This is a genomic window from Micromonospora sp. NPDC023888, from assembly GCF_040639415.1.
Taxonomy (GTDB): domain Bacteria; phylum Actinomycetota; class Actinomycetes; order Mycobacteriales; family Micromonosporaceae; genus Micromonospora.
In genome coordinates, this window is record NZ_JBEZZW010000002.1 from 204371 (window position 1) to 217063 (window position 12693).

12 protein-coding genes are annotated in these 12693 nt (G+C 71.3%); 9 read left to right on the top strand and 3 right to left on the bottom strand.

Going from position 1 to position 12693, the window contains the following annotated elements:
- Nucleotides 1-2 precede the first annotated feature (2 nt).
- A complete protein-coding gene (locus AB0F61_RS02435; protein WP_357802520.1) occupies nt 3-1076 on the bottom strand; it encodes a DJ-1/PfpI family protein in 1074 nt (357 codons plus the stop codon).
- Nucleotides 1077-1128: 52 nt separating this feature from the next.
- Between AB0F61_RS02435 and AB0F61_RS02440 the strand changes: the two genes are divergently transcribed.
- On the top strand, nt 1129-2430 hold the full coding sequence (locus tag AB0F61_RS02440; protein WP_357802522.1) for an MFS transporter: 1302 nt from the start codon (nt 1129-1131) through the stop codon (nt 2428-2430).
- A gap of 19 nt (nt 2431-2449) precedes the next feature.
- On the opposite strand, the gene AB0F61_RS02445 is transcribed toward AB0F61_RS02440, so the two are convergent.
- Together AB0F61_RS02445 and AB0F61_RS02450 are read right to left on the bottom strand one after the other, a co-directional pair.
- The gene (locus AB0F61_RS02445; protein WP_357802523.1) at nt 2450-3142 is read right to left on the bottom strand and encodes an RICIN domain-containing protein; all 693 of its coding nucleotides are present in this window, start codon (nt 3140-3142) and stop codon (nt 2450-2452) included.
- Nucleotides 3143-3217: 75 nt separating this feature from the next.
- Nucleotides 3218-3688, bottom strand: a complete 471-nt coding sequence (locus AB0F61_RS02450) for a YbaK/EbsC family protein (protein ID WP_357802525.1) — start codon at nt 3686-3688, stop codon at nt 3218-3220.
- A 93-nt stretch (nt 3689-3781) separates the two neighbouring features.
- On the opposite strand from AB0F61_RS02450, the gene AB0F61_RS02455 reads away from it, so the two are divergent.
- From AB0F61_RS02455 to AB0F61_RS02490, 8 genes are all read left to right on the top strand, one after another.
- The gene (locus AB0F61_RS02455) at nt 3782-5179 is read left to right on the top strand and encodes an FAD-binding oxidoreductase (protein WP_357802526.1); all 1398 of its coding nucleotides are present in this window, start codon (nt 3782-3784) and stop codon (nt 5177-5179) included.
- Entirely contained in the window at nt 5176-6519 is a 1344-nt protein-coding gene (locus AB0F61_RS02460) for a class I SAM-dependent methyltransferase (protein WP_357802528.1), read from the top strand. Before AB0F61_RS02455 ends, AB0F61_RS02460 begins: the two co-directional genes overlap by 4 nt.
- Nucleotides 6520-6619: 100 nt before the next feature.
- The gene (locus AB0F61_RS02465; RefSeq protein ID WP_357802529.1) at nt 6620-7177 is read left to right on the top strand and encodes a helix-turn-helix domain-containing protein; all 558 of its coding nucleotides are present in this window, start codon (nt 6620-6622) and stop codon (nt 7175-7177) included.
- A complete protein-coding gene (locus AB0F61_RS02470) occupies nt 7170-8039 on the top strand; it encodes an SRPBCC family protein (RefSeq protein WP_357802531.1) in 870 nt (289 codons plus the stop codon). Before AB0F61_RS02465 ends, AB0F61_RS02470 begins: the two co-directional genes overlap by 8 nt.
- A gap of 167 nt (nt 8040-8206) precedes the next feature.
- On the top strand, nt 8207-8440 hold the full coding sequence (locus tag AB0F61_RS02475; RefSeq protein WP_357802532.1) for a zinc-ribbon domain-containing protein: 234 nt from the start codon (nt 8207-8209) through the stop codon (nt 8438-8440).
- Nucleotides 8441-8788: 348 nt separating this feature from the next.
- Nucleotides 8789-11041 carry an EAL domain-containing protein gene (locus tag AB0F61_RS02480; protein ID WP_357802534.1) on the top strand — a complete coding sequence of 751 codons (2253 nt, stop codon included), beginning with the start codon at nt 8789-8791 and terminating at the stop codon, nt 11039-11041.
- A 39-nt stretch (nt 11042-11080) separates the two neighbouring features.
- Nucleotides 11081-11839 (top strand): MerR family transcriptional regulator, encoded by a 759-nt coding sequence (locus tag AB0F61_RS02485; RefSeq protein ID WP_357802536.1) that lies wholly within the window; start codon nt 11081-11083, stop codon nt 11837-11839.
- Between the two features lie 80 nt (nt 11840-11919).
- On the top strand, nt 11920-12693 hold the full coding sequence (locus tag AB0F61_RS02490) for a hypothetical protein (protein WP_357802538.1): 774 nt from the start codon (nt 11920-11922) through the stop codon (nt 12691-12693).

Here is a 12693-nt window from a genome sequence, read left to right on the forward strand (position 1 = left end):
GCTCAACACGTCGACGCCTGGTCGGGCAACGTCGGGCCCCGTCTCGGGGGCATGACCGCCCCGGTGGGTCGGCCGCTGATCAGCTCGCTTCGCGGGTGGAAGGTGCGGCGGTAGGTCGAGGGCGCCACCCCGACGCGTTGGTGGAGTTGCTGGCGCAGGGCGGCGGTGGTGCCGAAACCCGCGCGGTGCGCGATCTGGTCGACGGTGAGGTCGGTCGTCTCCAGCAGCAGCCGCGCGTGATCGGTGCGCTGTTGCAGCAGCCACTGCGCCGGGCTCAGGCCAGTCTCCGACCGGAAACGCCGGGTGAAGGTGCGCACGCTCATCCTCGCCTGCTCGGCCAGGTCCCGCAGGGCGATCGGCTCGTGCAGCCGCTGCCGCGCCCACTCCCGCGCGCCCGTGGTGCTCGAGTCGGTGACCTTCGGCACCGGCCGCTCGATGTACTGCGCCTGGCCGCCGTCCCGCCACGGCGGCATCACGCAGCGGCGGGCCGCCCGGTTGGCGACCTCGCTGCCGTGGTCGAGGCGGATGACGTGCAGGCAGAGGTCGATGCCGGCGGCGACTCCGGCCGAGGTGAGCACCCGGTCGTCGACGATGAAGAGCACGCCCGGGTCGAGGTCGACCTCGCCGTGCAGGCGACGAAACTGCTCCGTGTACGCCCAGTGGGTGGTCGCCCGACGCCCGTCGAGCAGCCCGGCGGCGGCCAGCACGAACGCCCCGGTGCAGATCGACATGATCCGGGCGCCCCGCTCGTACGCCGCCCGTAACGCCTCGGTCGCCTCCGGCTCGACGGTGCCGGAGGTCAACGCACTGCCGGCGTGGATGCCGGGGACGATCACCGTGTCGGCGGTGTCGAGCAACTCCAGACCGTGGTCGGGGAGCACCTGGAAACCGGCGGTGCTCCGCACCGGCCGGCCGCCCGGTGTGCACACCCGTACGTCGTACAGGTGCGTGTCCTCGGCGGTGCGGGCGGTGCTGAAAACCTGCGACGGGGTGCCGAGGTCCAGGCCGACCACCTGGTCCAGGGCGAGGACGGCGATCCGGTGCGGGCGAACGGTCATGGCCCGATTATTGCGCATGATGGCTTTCCGGCCACTCGTCGCGGTGCGCGGCCCCGCCCAGACTTGTCGCGTGACCAAGAACCGCCTCCATCCCGCCTGGCTGGTCGCCGCCGTCGCCTTCGTGGCGCTGGTCGGCGCGGCCGGCTTCCGCGCCACCCCGTCGGTGCTGTTGCACCCCCTGCACGAGGAGTTCGGCTGGCCCCTGGCCGCCATCTCCGCCGCCGTCTCGGTGAACCTGCTGCTCTACGGGCTCACCGCGCCGTTCGCCGCCGCCCTGATGGACCGGTTCGGCATCCGCCGGGTGGTCTCGGTGGCGCTGCTGCTGGTCGCCGCGGGCAGTGGGTTGACGGTCTTCATGAGCGCCAGCTGGCAACTGCTGCTCTGCTGGGGTGTGCTGGTCGGGCTGGGCACCGGCTCGATGGCGCTGGCGTTCGTGGCCACCATCACCGGGCGCTGGTTCGTGCGCCGAAGGGGTCTCGTCACCGGAGTGCTGACCGCCGGTGGTGCGGCCGGGCAACTGGTGTTCCTGCCACTGATCGCCATCCTGGTACGCGACCACGGCTGGCGTGTCGCCGCACTCGTCGTGGCCGGAGCCGCGCTGGCGGTCGTACCCCTGGTGGTGTGGTTGCTGCGTGAGCACCCGGCGGATCTCGGGCTGCCCGCCTACGGGGCGACCGAGGTCGTCGCGGCGCCGCCGGCGACCGGCGGTGCGGCGGCGCGGGCGCTCGGCGCGCTGACGACCGCGGCCCGGACCCGGCCGTTCTGGTTGCTGGCCGGCGGGTTCGCGATCTGCGGCGCGACCACCAACGGCCTCGTCGGTACGCACTTCGTGCCGGCCGCGCACGACCACGGCATGGCCCAGACCACCGCGGCCGGGCTGCTCGCCCTGGTCGGGCTCTTCGACATCGTCGGGACCATCGCGTCCGGGTGGCTCACCGACCGGGTGGACAGCCGGCTGCTGCTCGGCATGTACTACGCCCTGCGTGGGGCGTCTCTGCTGGTCCTGCCGAGCCTGTTCGCCGGCACCGCCAAGCCGAGCATGCTGGTGTTCATCATCTTCTACGGCCTGGACTGGGTGGCGACCGTGCCGCCGACTGTGGCGCTGTGCCGGGAGTACTTCGGAGCCGCCGGGGCTGTGGTGTTCGGCTGGGTGTTCGCCGCCCACCAGCTCGGCGCGGCGGTCGCCGCTACCGGTGCGGGGCTGGTGCGGGACCAGCTCGGCGACTACGCGATGGCCTGGTACGTGGCCGGTGCCCTGTCGATCGGCGCCGCCGGGCTGTCGTTGCTGCTGCGTCGTCGGCCGGGCCGACCGGTGCCGGAGGCCGTGCTTGCCGCCGCGACCGCGCCGAAGGCGTGGAGTTTCCGGGGCTGACCCGGCGTGCGTCGGCTGGTCAGCCCAGGGTCCACTGTTGGGCTGGCCCGTCGTCGCAGGGCCGCTGCCGGATGTCGTCGCCGGCCTCGGTTCCCTCGTCGTCGGCCTGGGCGCACTTGCCGCTGTGCACCGCGACCAGCAGCACCGGGCCGCCGCCGATGGGGCTCAGCCGCCACTGCTGGTTGGCCCCACCGTGGCAGGGAAACTGCATCAGTGGCGTGCCGTCGTCCTGGCTGCCACCCGCGACGTCGAGACACTGCCCGGACGCGGCGTTGGCCACCGTCGACACCTCCGGGCCGACCGGGGTGATCACCCAATCCTGCTCCGGGCCGCCGGTGCAGGCCGCCAAGTGCGCCTTCGCCTGCTCGCCGTCGCCGTAGAGCCCCAGGCACAGGCCCGAGTCGGCCTTGAACACCCGGGGCCCGGTCAGCGGCTCAACGGTGCTCGGGCTCGGCTCGGCCGCCACGCCGGTGGGCTGCGCGTCGGTGGGCTGCGGGTCGGTGGACGACGCGCCGACCGTCGCCGGCACTGTCGATTCGTCGTCACCGTCCAACAGCCCGATGGCGAAGACCACCCCGAGGAGTGCGCCGACCAGCCCGACCGCCAGCGCCACCCGCAGCAGCGGATCGGCGAGCGGACCGGGTCGTGCTGCCCGTCGGCCGCCGCCGTAGACGGTGCCGGTGGGCTCGGGGCGTTCCTCGGGCGCGGACATAGCCGCCATCCTCACCCACCGCCGTCGGCGACGGCCAGTCGGTGGGTGACCTGACGACCCGGATCGACGGCGCGCTCAGCGGGTGGGTTGCGGGTCGGTGACGTCGGCCACAGTGGCGTCGAGGGCCGCGATCGTGGCGTCGGCGTCGACCGCGACGGCGAGGCCACGCTCCCCGGCGCCCAACGTGATCTCCCGCCCGCGCAGTCGCTCGTCCGCGATCACCGGCCACGCCGTGCTCGCGCCGAACGGGGTGATGGTGCCGCGTTCGTAGCCGGTCGCGGCCAGGGCCCCGGCGGCGTCCGGCATGGAGAGCCGGTGCACCCCGAGCAGGGCGCGCAGCTTGGGCCAGGAGATGACCCGGTCGCCGGGGGTGAGCACGAACAGGTGATGATTTCCACTCTGGCGGACCACGATCGTCTTGACGACGTCGGGGACGGCCACGCCCCGGACTGCTGCGGCCTCCGCGAGACTGTCTACCGCACCATGTCTGACCAGCCGATACGTCAGTCCGGCGGCGTCCAGGGCGGTGATCGCGGGCGATGGCATGCCCGCCACGGTAATCGCCCGGCCCGCCACCGGACGGGAAACCGCCACGGCCCACATCCCACGGTTTTCCAGGTACGAGCGTAAGGTGATCACATGCGCGCTGAGCGTGTGGATCACCCCATTGACCATGATCAAGCGGTGGACACGCTGCGGCGGTCGTACGCCGCGGTGCCCACGGGCGAGCCTGTCCGGCTGGCCAAACGCACCTCCAACCTGTTCCGTCCCCGGTCCGCACCCCGGACTCCGGGGCTCGACGTGAGTGGCCTGAACGGCGTGCTGTCGGTCGATCCGACCGGCCGCACAGCCGACGTGCAGGGCATGTGCACCTACGAGGACCTGGTCGACGCGACGCTGCCGCACGGCCTGATGCCCCTGGTGGTGCCGCAACTGCGCACCATCACCCTGGGTGGGGCGGTGACCGGCCTCGGGATCGAGTCGACCTCGTTCCGCAACGGCCTGCCCCACGAGTCGGTACGCGAGATGGACATCCTCACCGGCTCCGGCGAGATCGTCACCGCCCGGCCGGACGGGGAGCACGCCGACCTGTTCACCGCGTTCCCCAACTCGCTGGGCAGCCTCGGGTACGCCACGCGGCTGCGCATCGAGCTGCAACCGATCGGTCGGTACGTGGCGTTGCGCAACATCCGGTTCACCCAGCTGGAGGCGCTCACCGACGCGATTGCCGAGGTGACCGCCACCCGTTCCTGGGCTGGCGAACCGGTCGACGTGATGGACGGCGTGATGTTCAGCCCCGGTGAGGCGTACCTGATCCTGGGCACCTTCACCGACGCGGCCGGCCCGCCCAGCGACTACACCGGCCAGGCGATCTACTACCGGTCGCTGCGCCGCCGTACCCGGGACGTGCTGACCGCGTACGACTATCTGTGGCGCTGGGACACCGACTGGTTCTGGTGTTCGTCGGCGTTCGGCGCGCAGCACCCGGTCGTGCGCAGGCTCTGGCCGGCGCGTTACCGGCGCAGCGACGTCTATCACCGACTGGTCCGCCTCGAGCACCGGCACCAGGTGGCGGCCCGGATCGACCGGCTGCGCGGCCAGCCGGCCCGCGAGCGGGTCGTGCAGGACGTGGAGATCCCGCTGGACCGCACTGCCGACTTCCTGCGGTGGTTCGCGGGCAGCGTGGGGATGACCCCGGTGTGGCTCTGCCCGTTGCGGTTGCGCGAGCCGGAGGGTCCCGGTTCCGCGCGGTCGTGGCCGCTGTATCCGCTCCACTCGGGGCAGGACTACGTCAACATTGGTTTCTGGGGGAGCGTGCCGATCGCGCCCGGCGCCGCCGACGGCGACGTCAACCGCACGATCGAACGCAGGGTGTCGGAGTTGGGCGGGCACAAGTCGCTCTACTCCGACGCGTACTACGACCGGGACGCCTTCGATCGCCTGTACGGCGGCGACACATGGCGGGCGGTGAAAGACCGCTACGACCCGGACCACCGGCTGACGGGACTGTACGAAAAGGCGGTAGCACGAGCATGAGCCTGACCGACAGAGATCAGGGGGCGGCGAGCGTCCCCGCCACCCCGCCGGCGGGGGGCCGGCACACGGGTCCGACCGTCGCGGATGTCGTCCGCGCGGTCACCGCGGGGCCGTTGCCGGTGCGGATCACCGGGTACGACGGCAGTTCCGTCGGCCCGTCCGACGCCGGTATCACCCTGGCGATCCGTTCCGAGCGGGGTTTGTCCTACCTGCTCACCGCTCCCGGCGACCTGGGCATGGCCCGGGCCTACGTCAGTGGTGACCTGGCGTTGCAGGGGGTGCACCCGGGTGACCCGTACGAGGCGTTGCGGGTGCTCAAGGACGAGCTGCGGCTGCGCCCACCGTCGCTTGCCGACGGGCTGGCGCTGGTCCGGGGGCTGGGCTGGGAGCGGCTGATGCCGCCGCCGGCTCCGCCACAGGAGGCGCAACCGCGGTGGAAGCGGGTGGTGAACGGGCTGCGGCACTCGCGGGTGCGCGACAGCACGGCGATCTCGCACCACTACGACGTCTCCAACGCCTTCTACGAGAAGGTGCTCGGCCCGTCGATGACGTACACCTGTGCGGTTTTCCGTTCTCCGGACGACACGCTGGAGCAGGCCCAGGCGGCGAAGTACGACCTGGTCGCCGGCAAGCTGGCGCTGAAGAAGGGGATGCGGCTGCTGGATGTGGGCTGCGGTTGGGGTGGCATGGTCCGGCACGCCGCCCGCGAGTACGGCGTGAAGGCCCTCGGGGTGACCCTGTCGAAGGCGCAGGCGCAGTGGGCGCAGGCGGCGATCGAGCGGGAGGGCCTGACCGGGTTGGCCGAGGTGCGGCACCTGGACTACCGGGACGCGCCGGCGGAGCAGTTCGACGCCATCTCGTCGATCGGGTTGACCGAGCACATCGGGGTGCGTAACTACCCGACCTATTTCGGGGCGCTGCGGTCCCGGCTGCGGGCGGGGGGTCGGCTCCTCAACCACACCATCACGCGGGCGGACAATCGGGCGCCGCACCGCTCCGGCGCGTTCATCGACAGGTACGTCTTCCCGGACGGGGAGTTGGCCGGCCCGGGTCGGCTGATCAGCGAGGTGCACGACGCCGGGTTGGAGGTGCACCACGAGGAGAACCTGCGCCAGCACTACGCGCTGACGCTGGCCGCCTGGTGCCGCAACCTGGTGGAGCACTGGGACTTCTGCGTCTCTGAGGTGGGTGCGGGCACCGCCCGGGTGTGGGGGCTGTACATGGCCGGGTCCCGGATGGCGTTCGAGCGCAACGGCATCCAGTTGCACCAGGTGCTTGCCACGCACAACGGCCCGGACGGGGTGAACGGTTACCCGTTGCGACCGGACTGGTTGCCCTGATCACCTGCTGAACGCTGCCTGAAGCCGCGTCGAGAAATTCGGCGCGGCTTCTCGCGAACCGATTGACAAACACGTTTTGTACGTACAAACTGATTTTGCCATGAGAGATGTCCTGTACCTGGAGCAGATCGAGCAGGCCGAAGTCCTGCTCAAGCCGCAGCGCGTCGAGGTGCTGCGGCAACTCGCCGAACCGCGCACCTGCACGGAGGTCGCGGCCCGACTCGACCAGACACCGCAGCGCGTCTACTACCACGTCAAGCAGCTCGTCGCGGCCGGCCTCGTCGAGCTGGTGAAGGAACGCAAGGTCCGCGGCATCACCGAGGGGATCTACCAGGCGGCCGCCCGGTCCTACTGGTTGTCCCCCCGGCTCGTCGGCCGGATCGGCCTACGTCGGGCCCGCGACGAGCTGAGCCTCGGCTACCTGCTCGACCTGATGGAAGAGGTCCAGGCCGACATCGCCGGCCTGGACCGGGCGGCGCCCGAGCTGCCCTCGATCGGGGTCTCCGGCGAGATCCGGGTGCCGGCCGAGCAGCGCCAGCAGTTCCTGCACGACCTGCAAACCGCACTTCAGGACCTGTTCAGTCGCTACGGCGGCAGCGAAGGCGACGCCTTCAAGCTGGCCGTCGCCTGCTATCCGAAAGGGAACGACAATGAGTGAACCGATGAAGGTGCAGGCCCGTCTCTCCGCGCCCGTCGGGCGCGTGCGCCAGGCCCTGACCGACCCGGCCGAGCTGCGTCTCTGGCTGGCCGAGCACGCCGAGGTCGAGCTGCCCCAGCGGTACGAGTTCTGGGGCCGTTACACCCCCGAGGGCAACGCCCCGCACCAGCGGCTGCTGCACGCCGACGACGACACGCTTCGCTTCACCTGGCTGCTCGACGGGGTGGAGACCACCACCGAGTTGCAGCTCACCGCCGAGGGCCCGGACAGCACGGTCCTCACGCTGACGCAGAGCCACTTCGACTTCGCCGAGGCGATGAGCGGATCGAGCATTCGAGGCGTGCTCCAGACGTACTGGGCGCTGGCCATCGCCAACCTGGCCGCCCACCTGGAGGGCAAGCCCCTGCTGCCCCGCACCGACTTCACCTCCGCCGACCTGCGCGGTGAGCTGGTCATCGCCGCCCCCGTGGACAAGGTGTGGGAGTCGTTGACGAACTCCGAGCAGGCCAGCGCCTGGTTCGGCTACCCGATCGGCATCGAGCCCTGGGTCGGTGGCCGGTACGCCATGGGCGGCTTCGAGAACGGCTACGCGGCCAAGATCGTCGACCTGGAGCCGGGTCGGCGGATGTCCGTCGACTGGGGACCGACCGGCGTGACGAACTGGGAGCTGGCCGAGTCCGGTGGGCGGACCACGCTGACCTTCGTGCAGAGCGGCTTCGACGAGGCCAACCCCCCGTACGGGGCCTGGAGCGGGTCGGTTGCCGGGCTGTTCGAGCTGCGCCGCTTCCACGAGGTGCCGGACTGGCAGCCGATCTGGGTCTCCGAGGAGATCCCCGGCCTGGAGCCCGCACCGGCCAACTGACCCGTAGCGCCTTGATCGTGCTCGATCAGGGATGTAGTGGCCTCGTTCGCTCCGGAGGCCACCACATCCTGGATCGAGCACGATCTTGTGCATGAGGGGGTGATGATTGTCCCGATCCGTCGGTGAGATCTGGTGACTTTTCGCGGTTGGGTGGGTACTGGCGGGCGATGTTCTTCATCTTTGGTCTGCGTACCAAGGTCGACCGCTCCGGTGTCGTGCAGCAGGTCTGCCGCCACTGCGGCAACCACGCCGCGCAGGTGATCACCCGCCGCTCGACGAAATTCACCCTCTTCTTCATCCCTCTCATTCCGATCCGCACCCGCTACGCGCAGCAGTGCACGTTCTGCGGGGCGCAGTACGAGATCTCCCGGTCCGACGCCGACCGCCTCCCGGTCGGCTGAGCCCGCGATGGATCGCTTCCTGTGCTGGTTGATCGGCCGACCGACGTCATCGGCCGACGTGGCCGTACACACCGTCGCCCGTCCGCCGTGCACCCCCGGCCGGCGCAAACGCCGTCGCGCACGCCGTCCCGTGGCCGGCACCGCGCTGCCCCGTTCACCCTGGAACCGCTCCGGCGGTCGCTGGTGACCTTCGGGGCGGCCGTCGGCTGGGTGCTGCCGCCACACTCGGTCGCTGGAGTGCTGTGGCGGCCTACCTGGGCGCTGGTTAGGCTTTCGGGGTTTGCCGTGGACCGGTCCTCCTGAGGGTGCACGCACGACGAAGCCGGAGCGACCGTGTCCCGTCAGGACGTGAAGCAGGCTGTGGGGAAGCTCAACCCCGCCGGTGCGATCCTCACGGCTGGGGTCATCCTCGTGGAGGCGTTCTGGCTCGTCGCCGCCCTGCCCGGAGCCGCGCTGGTCAGTGACGTCGGCGCACTGGTGGTGGCCGGTTGGGCGACCGTCGCGTGTGCCGGCGTGGCCCGTCGACATCCGGCCCCGCTGCGCAGGTTCTGGGTGCTGCTCGCCGTCACCATGGCGCTCGCCGCGCTGGGCCGGGCCATCTGGACGGTGCAGCGTCTCGTCGGCGGCGACCTGCCACACACACCAGTGGTCGGGGTGGTCTTCACCGCCGGCATCCTCACCGGCACGGCCGCGCTGCTCAGTTCGCCGTCCGCGCCACGGTCCGCGGTGGGGCGGGCCCGCACGTTGCTGGACGGGGTGATCGTCGCCCTGGCCCTGGTGCCGATCGCCTGGGTGCTGGTCTTTCGGGGGGTCGCCGCCGCCGAGTTGGCCGACCCGGCGCGCACGCTGGGGCTGCTCTACCCGATGTTCGACCTGATGCAGCTCACCATCCTGGTCGCGGTGGCCGGGCCGGCCCGGCCGATGTGGCGGCCGATGAGCCTGCTCGCGGCGAGCCTCACCCTGCGCGTCGTCGCCGACGTCGTCTACGTCTCGCTCGTCGCGCGGGCCGACTACACCGCCGGTCACCCGATCGACCTGTGCTGGCCGGTGAGTTACCTGCTGATCGGCCTGGCCACCCGCAGACCGCCGCCGCCGGACTGTGACGGCACCGACGAGGCCGCCGAGTCGCCGTTGCCGCCCTGGTGGCGGGTGGCGTTGCCGTACCTGCCGGTGGGTGGGGCGATCGTCGCGGTGGTGCTGGCCCGCCGACCCACCGGGCAGACCCCGCAGCTGATCTTCGTGACCATGATGGTCCTGCTCGGGGCTCTCGCGGTGCGGCAGGGGTTGGCCGCCAATGAGAACCTGCGACTGGTGGTCCGGCTGCGCCGCCTCGCGTACGGAGACCAGCTCACCGGGCTGCCCAACCGGCTGCTGTTCAACCGGCGGCTGCGGCTGGCCCTGCGCGACGGCCGACCGGCGGCCGTGCTGCTGCTCGACCTGGACGGGTTCAAGCAGGTGAACGACCGTTTCGGGCATGCCACCGGCGACACCCTGCTGACCGGACTGGCGGCCCGGATGCGGGCTGTCGTGGCCGACGACGGCATCATCGCCCGGCTCGGCGGGGACGAGTTCGCGGTGCTTGTCGACGGCGACCGACAGGTCTCACCCGAGCGGCTCGCCGAGCGGCTGTTGGACGCGCTGCGACCCTCCGACGGTGAGGACGACGTCGGGGTGCACCCGTCGGCGAGCATCGGCATCGCCGAGCTCGGCCCGCAGCACGCCTCGCACACCGATCTGCTGCGCGACGCCGACATCGCCATGTACGCGGCGAAGGCGGCGGGGAAGTCCGCGTACCGGACGTGCACTCCGGCGCTGCGCGAGTCGGCCGTCTCGCGTGCCGAGCTGATCGCCGACCTGCGCCGCGCTGTCGACGAGGACCAACTGCGGCTTCAGTTCCAGCCCATCGTCGACCTCTCCACCGGTGCGGTGCGCAGTGCCGAGGCGCTGGTCCGGTGGCGGCACCCGCGGCTGGGGATGCTGCCGCCGGCGAGGTTCCTGCCGTTGGCCGAGGAGACCGGTCTGATCCTGCCGATCGACCGGTGGGTGATCCACGAGGCGTGCCGGGCCGCGGCGACCTGGCGGGACCGGGTGCCGGACGCGACGGTGGCGGTGAACATCGCCGCGGCGCACCTGCGTCGTCCCGACCTGATCGCCACTGTCACCGCTGCCACGAGTGCCGCCGGGCTGGCACCGCGGGCGTTGACCCTGGAGCTGACCGAGTCGGCGCTGATCGAGGGCACCGAAGCGGTGCTGGAGCGGCTGCACCAGCTTCGCGAGCTGGGCATCAAGATCGCCATCGACGACTTCGGCACGGGGTACTCGTCACTGAGCTACCTGCACCGCATCCCGGCGACCGAGCTGAAGATCGACAGGTCGTTCGTGACCCGGCTGGGGTCGGACGACCGCGCGTACGCCACCGTGGAGATGGTCACCCGGCTGGCCGGCGCGTTCGACCTGACCGTCGTCGCCGAGGGGGTGGAGACCGAGCGTCAGCACGAGGCGGTCGCCGCGATCGGCTGCCCACGCGGTCAGGGCTACTTGTACGGGCGGCCGGACGCGCCCGCCATGGTGGGCCAGAATCAGGGCTTGACCCTGACGTAACGGCAGGCGGGAGCCTGGTTTCCGGAAGGGAGGGAAACCATGGCGTACACGGTGGGTCAGGTGGCGAAGCTCGCCGGCGTGACGGTGCGGACGCTGCACCACTACGACGAGATCGGGTTGCTCACGCCCAGCGGGCGGACCTCGGCCGGTTATCGCCGCTACGACGACGCGGACCTGCAACGGCTGCAACTCGTCAGGTACTACCGGGAGCTGGGTTTCCCGCTTGAGGAGATCAGCGCGATCATCGACGACCCGGCGGTCGACCCGGCCGCGCACCTGCGCCGCCAGCACGAGTTGCTGACGGTGCGGATCAAACGGTTGCAGGAGATGGTCACGGCGATTGAGTTCGCGATGGAGGCGAGCAAGGTGAACATCCAACTCACGCCCGAGGAGCGGTTCGAGGTCTTCGGTGACGTCGACCCGGAGGCGTACCAGGCCGAGGCGGAGCAGCGCTGGGGTGGCACCGAGGCGTACCGGGAGTCGAACCGGCGGGTCGCCCGGTACACCAAGGACGACTGGCTGCGGAACAAGGCGGAGAACGAGGACTGGGGTCGGCGGATGGTGGCGGTGCTGGCCTCGGGTGTGCCGGCGGACAGCCCGGAGGCGATGGAGTTGGCCGAGGAGCACCGGCAGCTCATCAGCCGCTGGTTCTACGAGTGCTCGTACGAGGTACAGACCGGGTTGGCCGACATGTACCTGGCCGACGAGCGGTTCACCGCGTACTTCGAGAACATCGCCCCGGGGTTGGCCGCGTACCTGAACGAGGCCATCCACGCCAACGCGATCAGCCGCGCCTGATCGCCCGGCGTCCACCCGGCGCAGCGGCGCGGGCGGTCCGGCTAGTCTGGCCGGACCGCACCGCCCCCGGGGAGATGACCGTGCAGAAGCCGAAACTGATCGTCGCCGGTGCCGTCCTCGCGGTGGCGGTGGCCGCCGGGGTGTGGGCGCTGGCGGCCACCGGCGACGAACCCGACGCGGGTCGCCCGGCGGCGTCGGCGACCTCGACCGACCCGGCCGGGGTGCTGACGGCCGCCGCCGCGCAGGTCGACAAGCAGACCTACAAGCTGACGTTGGGCACCGGCGGGACCGCGGGCGGCGACGCCACTGTGGTGCTCTGGGACCCGACGGCGAAGCGTGGTCTGGAGACCACCTCGCTCAAGGTGCCCACCGGCGAGGTGAAGATCGAACGGCTCACCACCGGGCCGGACGTCTACGTGCGGATCAGCGCTCCGGACCGCCGCGTTCCGGTCTGGGACGGCAAGACCTGGTGGCATGTCGGCGCGCCGGGTTCGCCGCCGGCCCAACAGGGCCTGGACAACACCAAGCTCGCCGGCACGCTCAGCGCGGCGACGTCCGTCCGGCAGACGGGGGTACGGGCGTACGCCGGCACGCTCGACCTGCGCGAGAGCGGCGCGGTGCTGGGCAACGGGGTCGGCGGTGTGCTCGGTGACCGGGCCGGGGCGGTGCCGTTCACCGCGACTCTCGACGAGCAGGGCCGGTTGGTCCGCTACCGCATCGAGTTGGCCAGCGAGCAGTCGGAGACCGCCCAGCTCGACCTGACGTACTCGGATTTCGGGTTGTCGGTGTCGGCCGAGCCGCCGGCGGCCGACCTGGTCGGCGAGGACCCCCCGGCGAACATCCCCGGCGCGTGA

What these genes read in the sequence shown, in the direction of transcription:
- AB0F61_RS02435 (WP_357802520.1), bottom strand. Translation starts at nt 1,076, where the DNA reads ATGCGCAATAATCGGGCCATGACCGTTCGCCCGCACCGGATCGCCGTC.
- AB0F61_RS02445 (WP_357802523.1), bottom strand. Translation starts at nt 3,142, where the DNA reads ATGTCCGCGCCCGAGGAACGCCCCGAGCCCACCGGCACCGTCTACGGC.
- AB0F61_RS02450 (WP_357802525.1), bottom strand. Translation starts at nt 3,688, where the DNA reads ATGCCATCGCCCGCGATCACCGCCCTGGACGCCGCCGGACTGACGTAT.
- AB0F61_RS02455 (WP_357802526.1), top strand. Translation starts at nt 3,782, where the DNA reads ATGCGCGCTGAGCGTGTGGATCACCCCATTGACCATGATCAAGCGGTG.
- AB0F61_RS02460 (WP_357802528.1), top strand. Translation starts at nt 5,176, where the DNA reads ATGAGCCTGACCGACAGAGATCAGGGGGCGGCGAGCGTCCCCGCCACC.
- AB0F61_RS02465 (WP_357802529.1), top strand. Translation starts at nt 6,620, where the DNA reads ATGAGAGATGTCCTGTACCTGGAGCAGATCGAGCAGGCCGAAGTCCTG.
- AB0F61_RS02470 (WP_357802531.1), top strand. Translation starts at nt 7,170, where the DNA reads ATGAGTGAACCGATGAAGGTGCAGGCCCGTCTCTCCGCGCCCGTCGGG.
- AB0F61_RS02475 (WP_357802532.1), top strand. Translation starts at nt 8,207, where the DNA reads ATGTTCTTCATCTTTGGTCTGCGTACCAAGGTCGACCGCTCCGGTGTC.
- AB0F61_RS02485 (WP_357802536.1), top strand. Translation starts at nt 11,081, where the DNA reads ATGGCGTACACGGTGGGTCAGGTGGCGAAGCTCGCCGGCGTGACGGTG.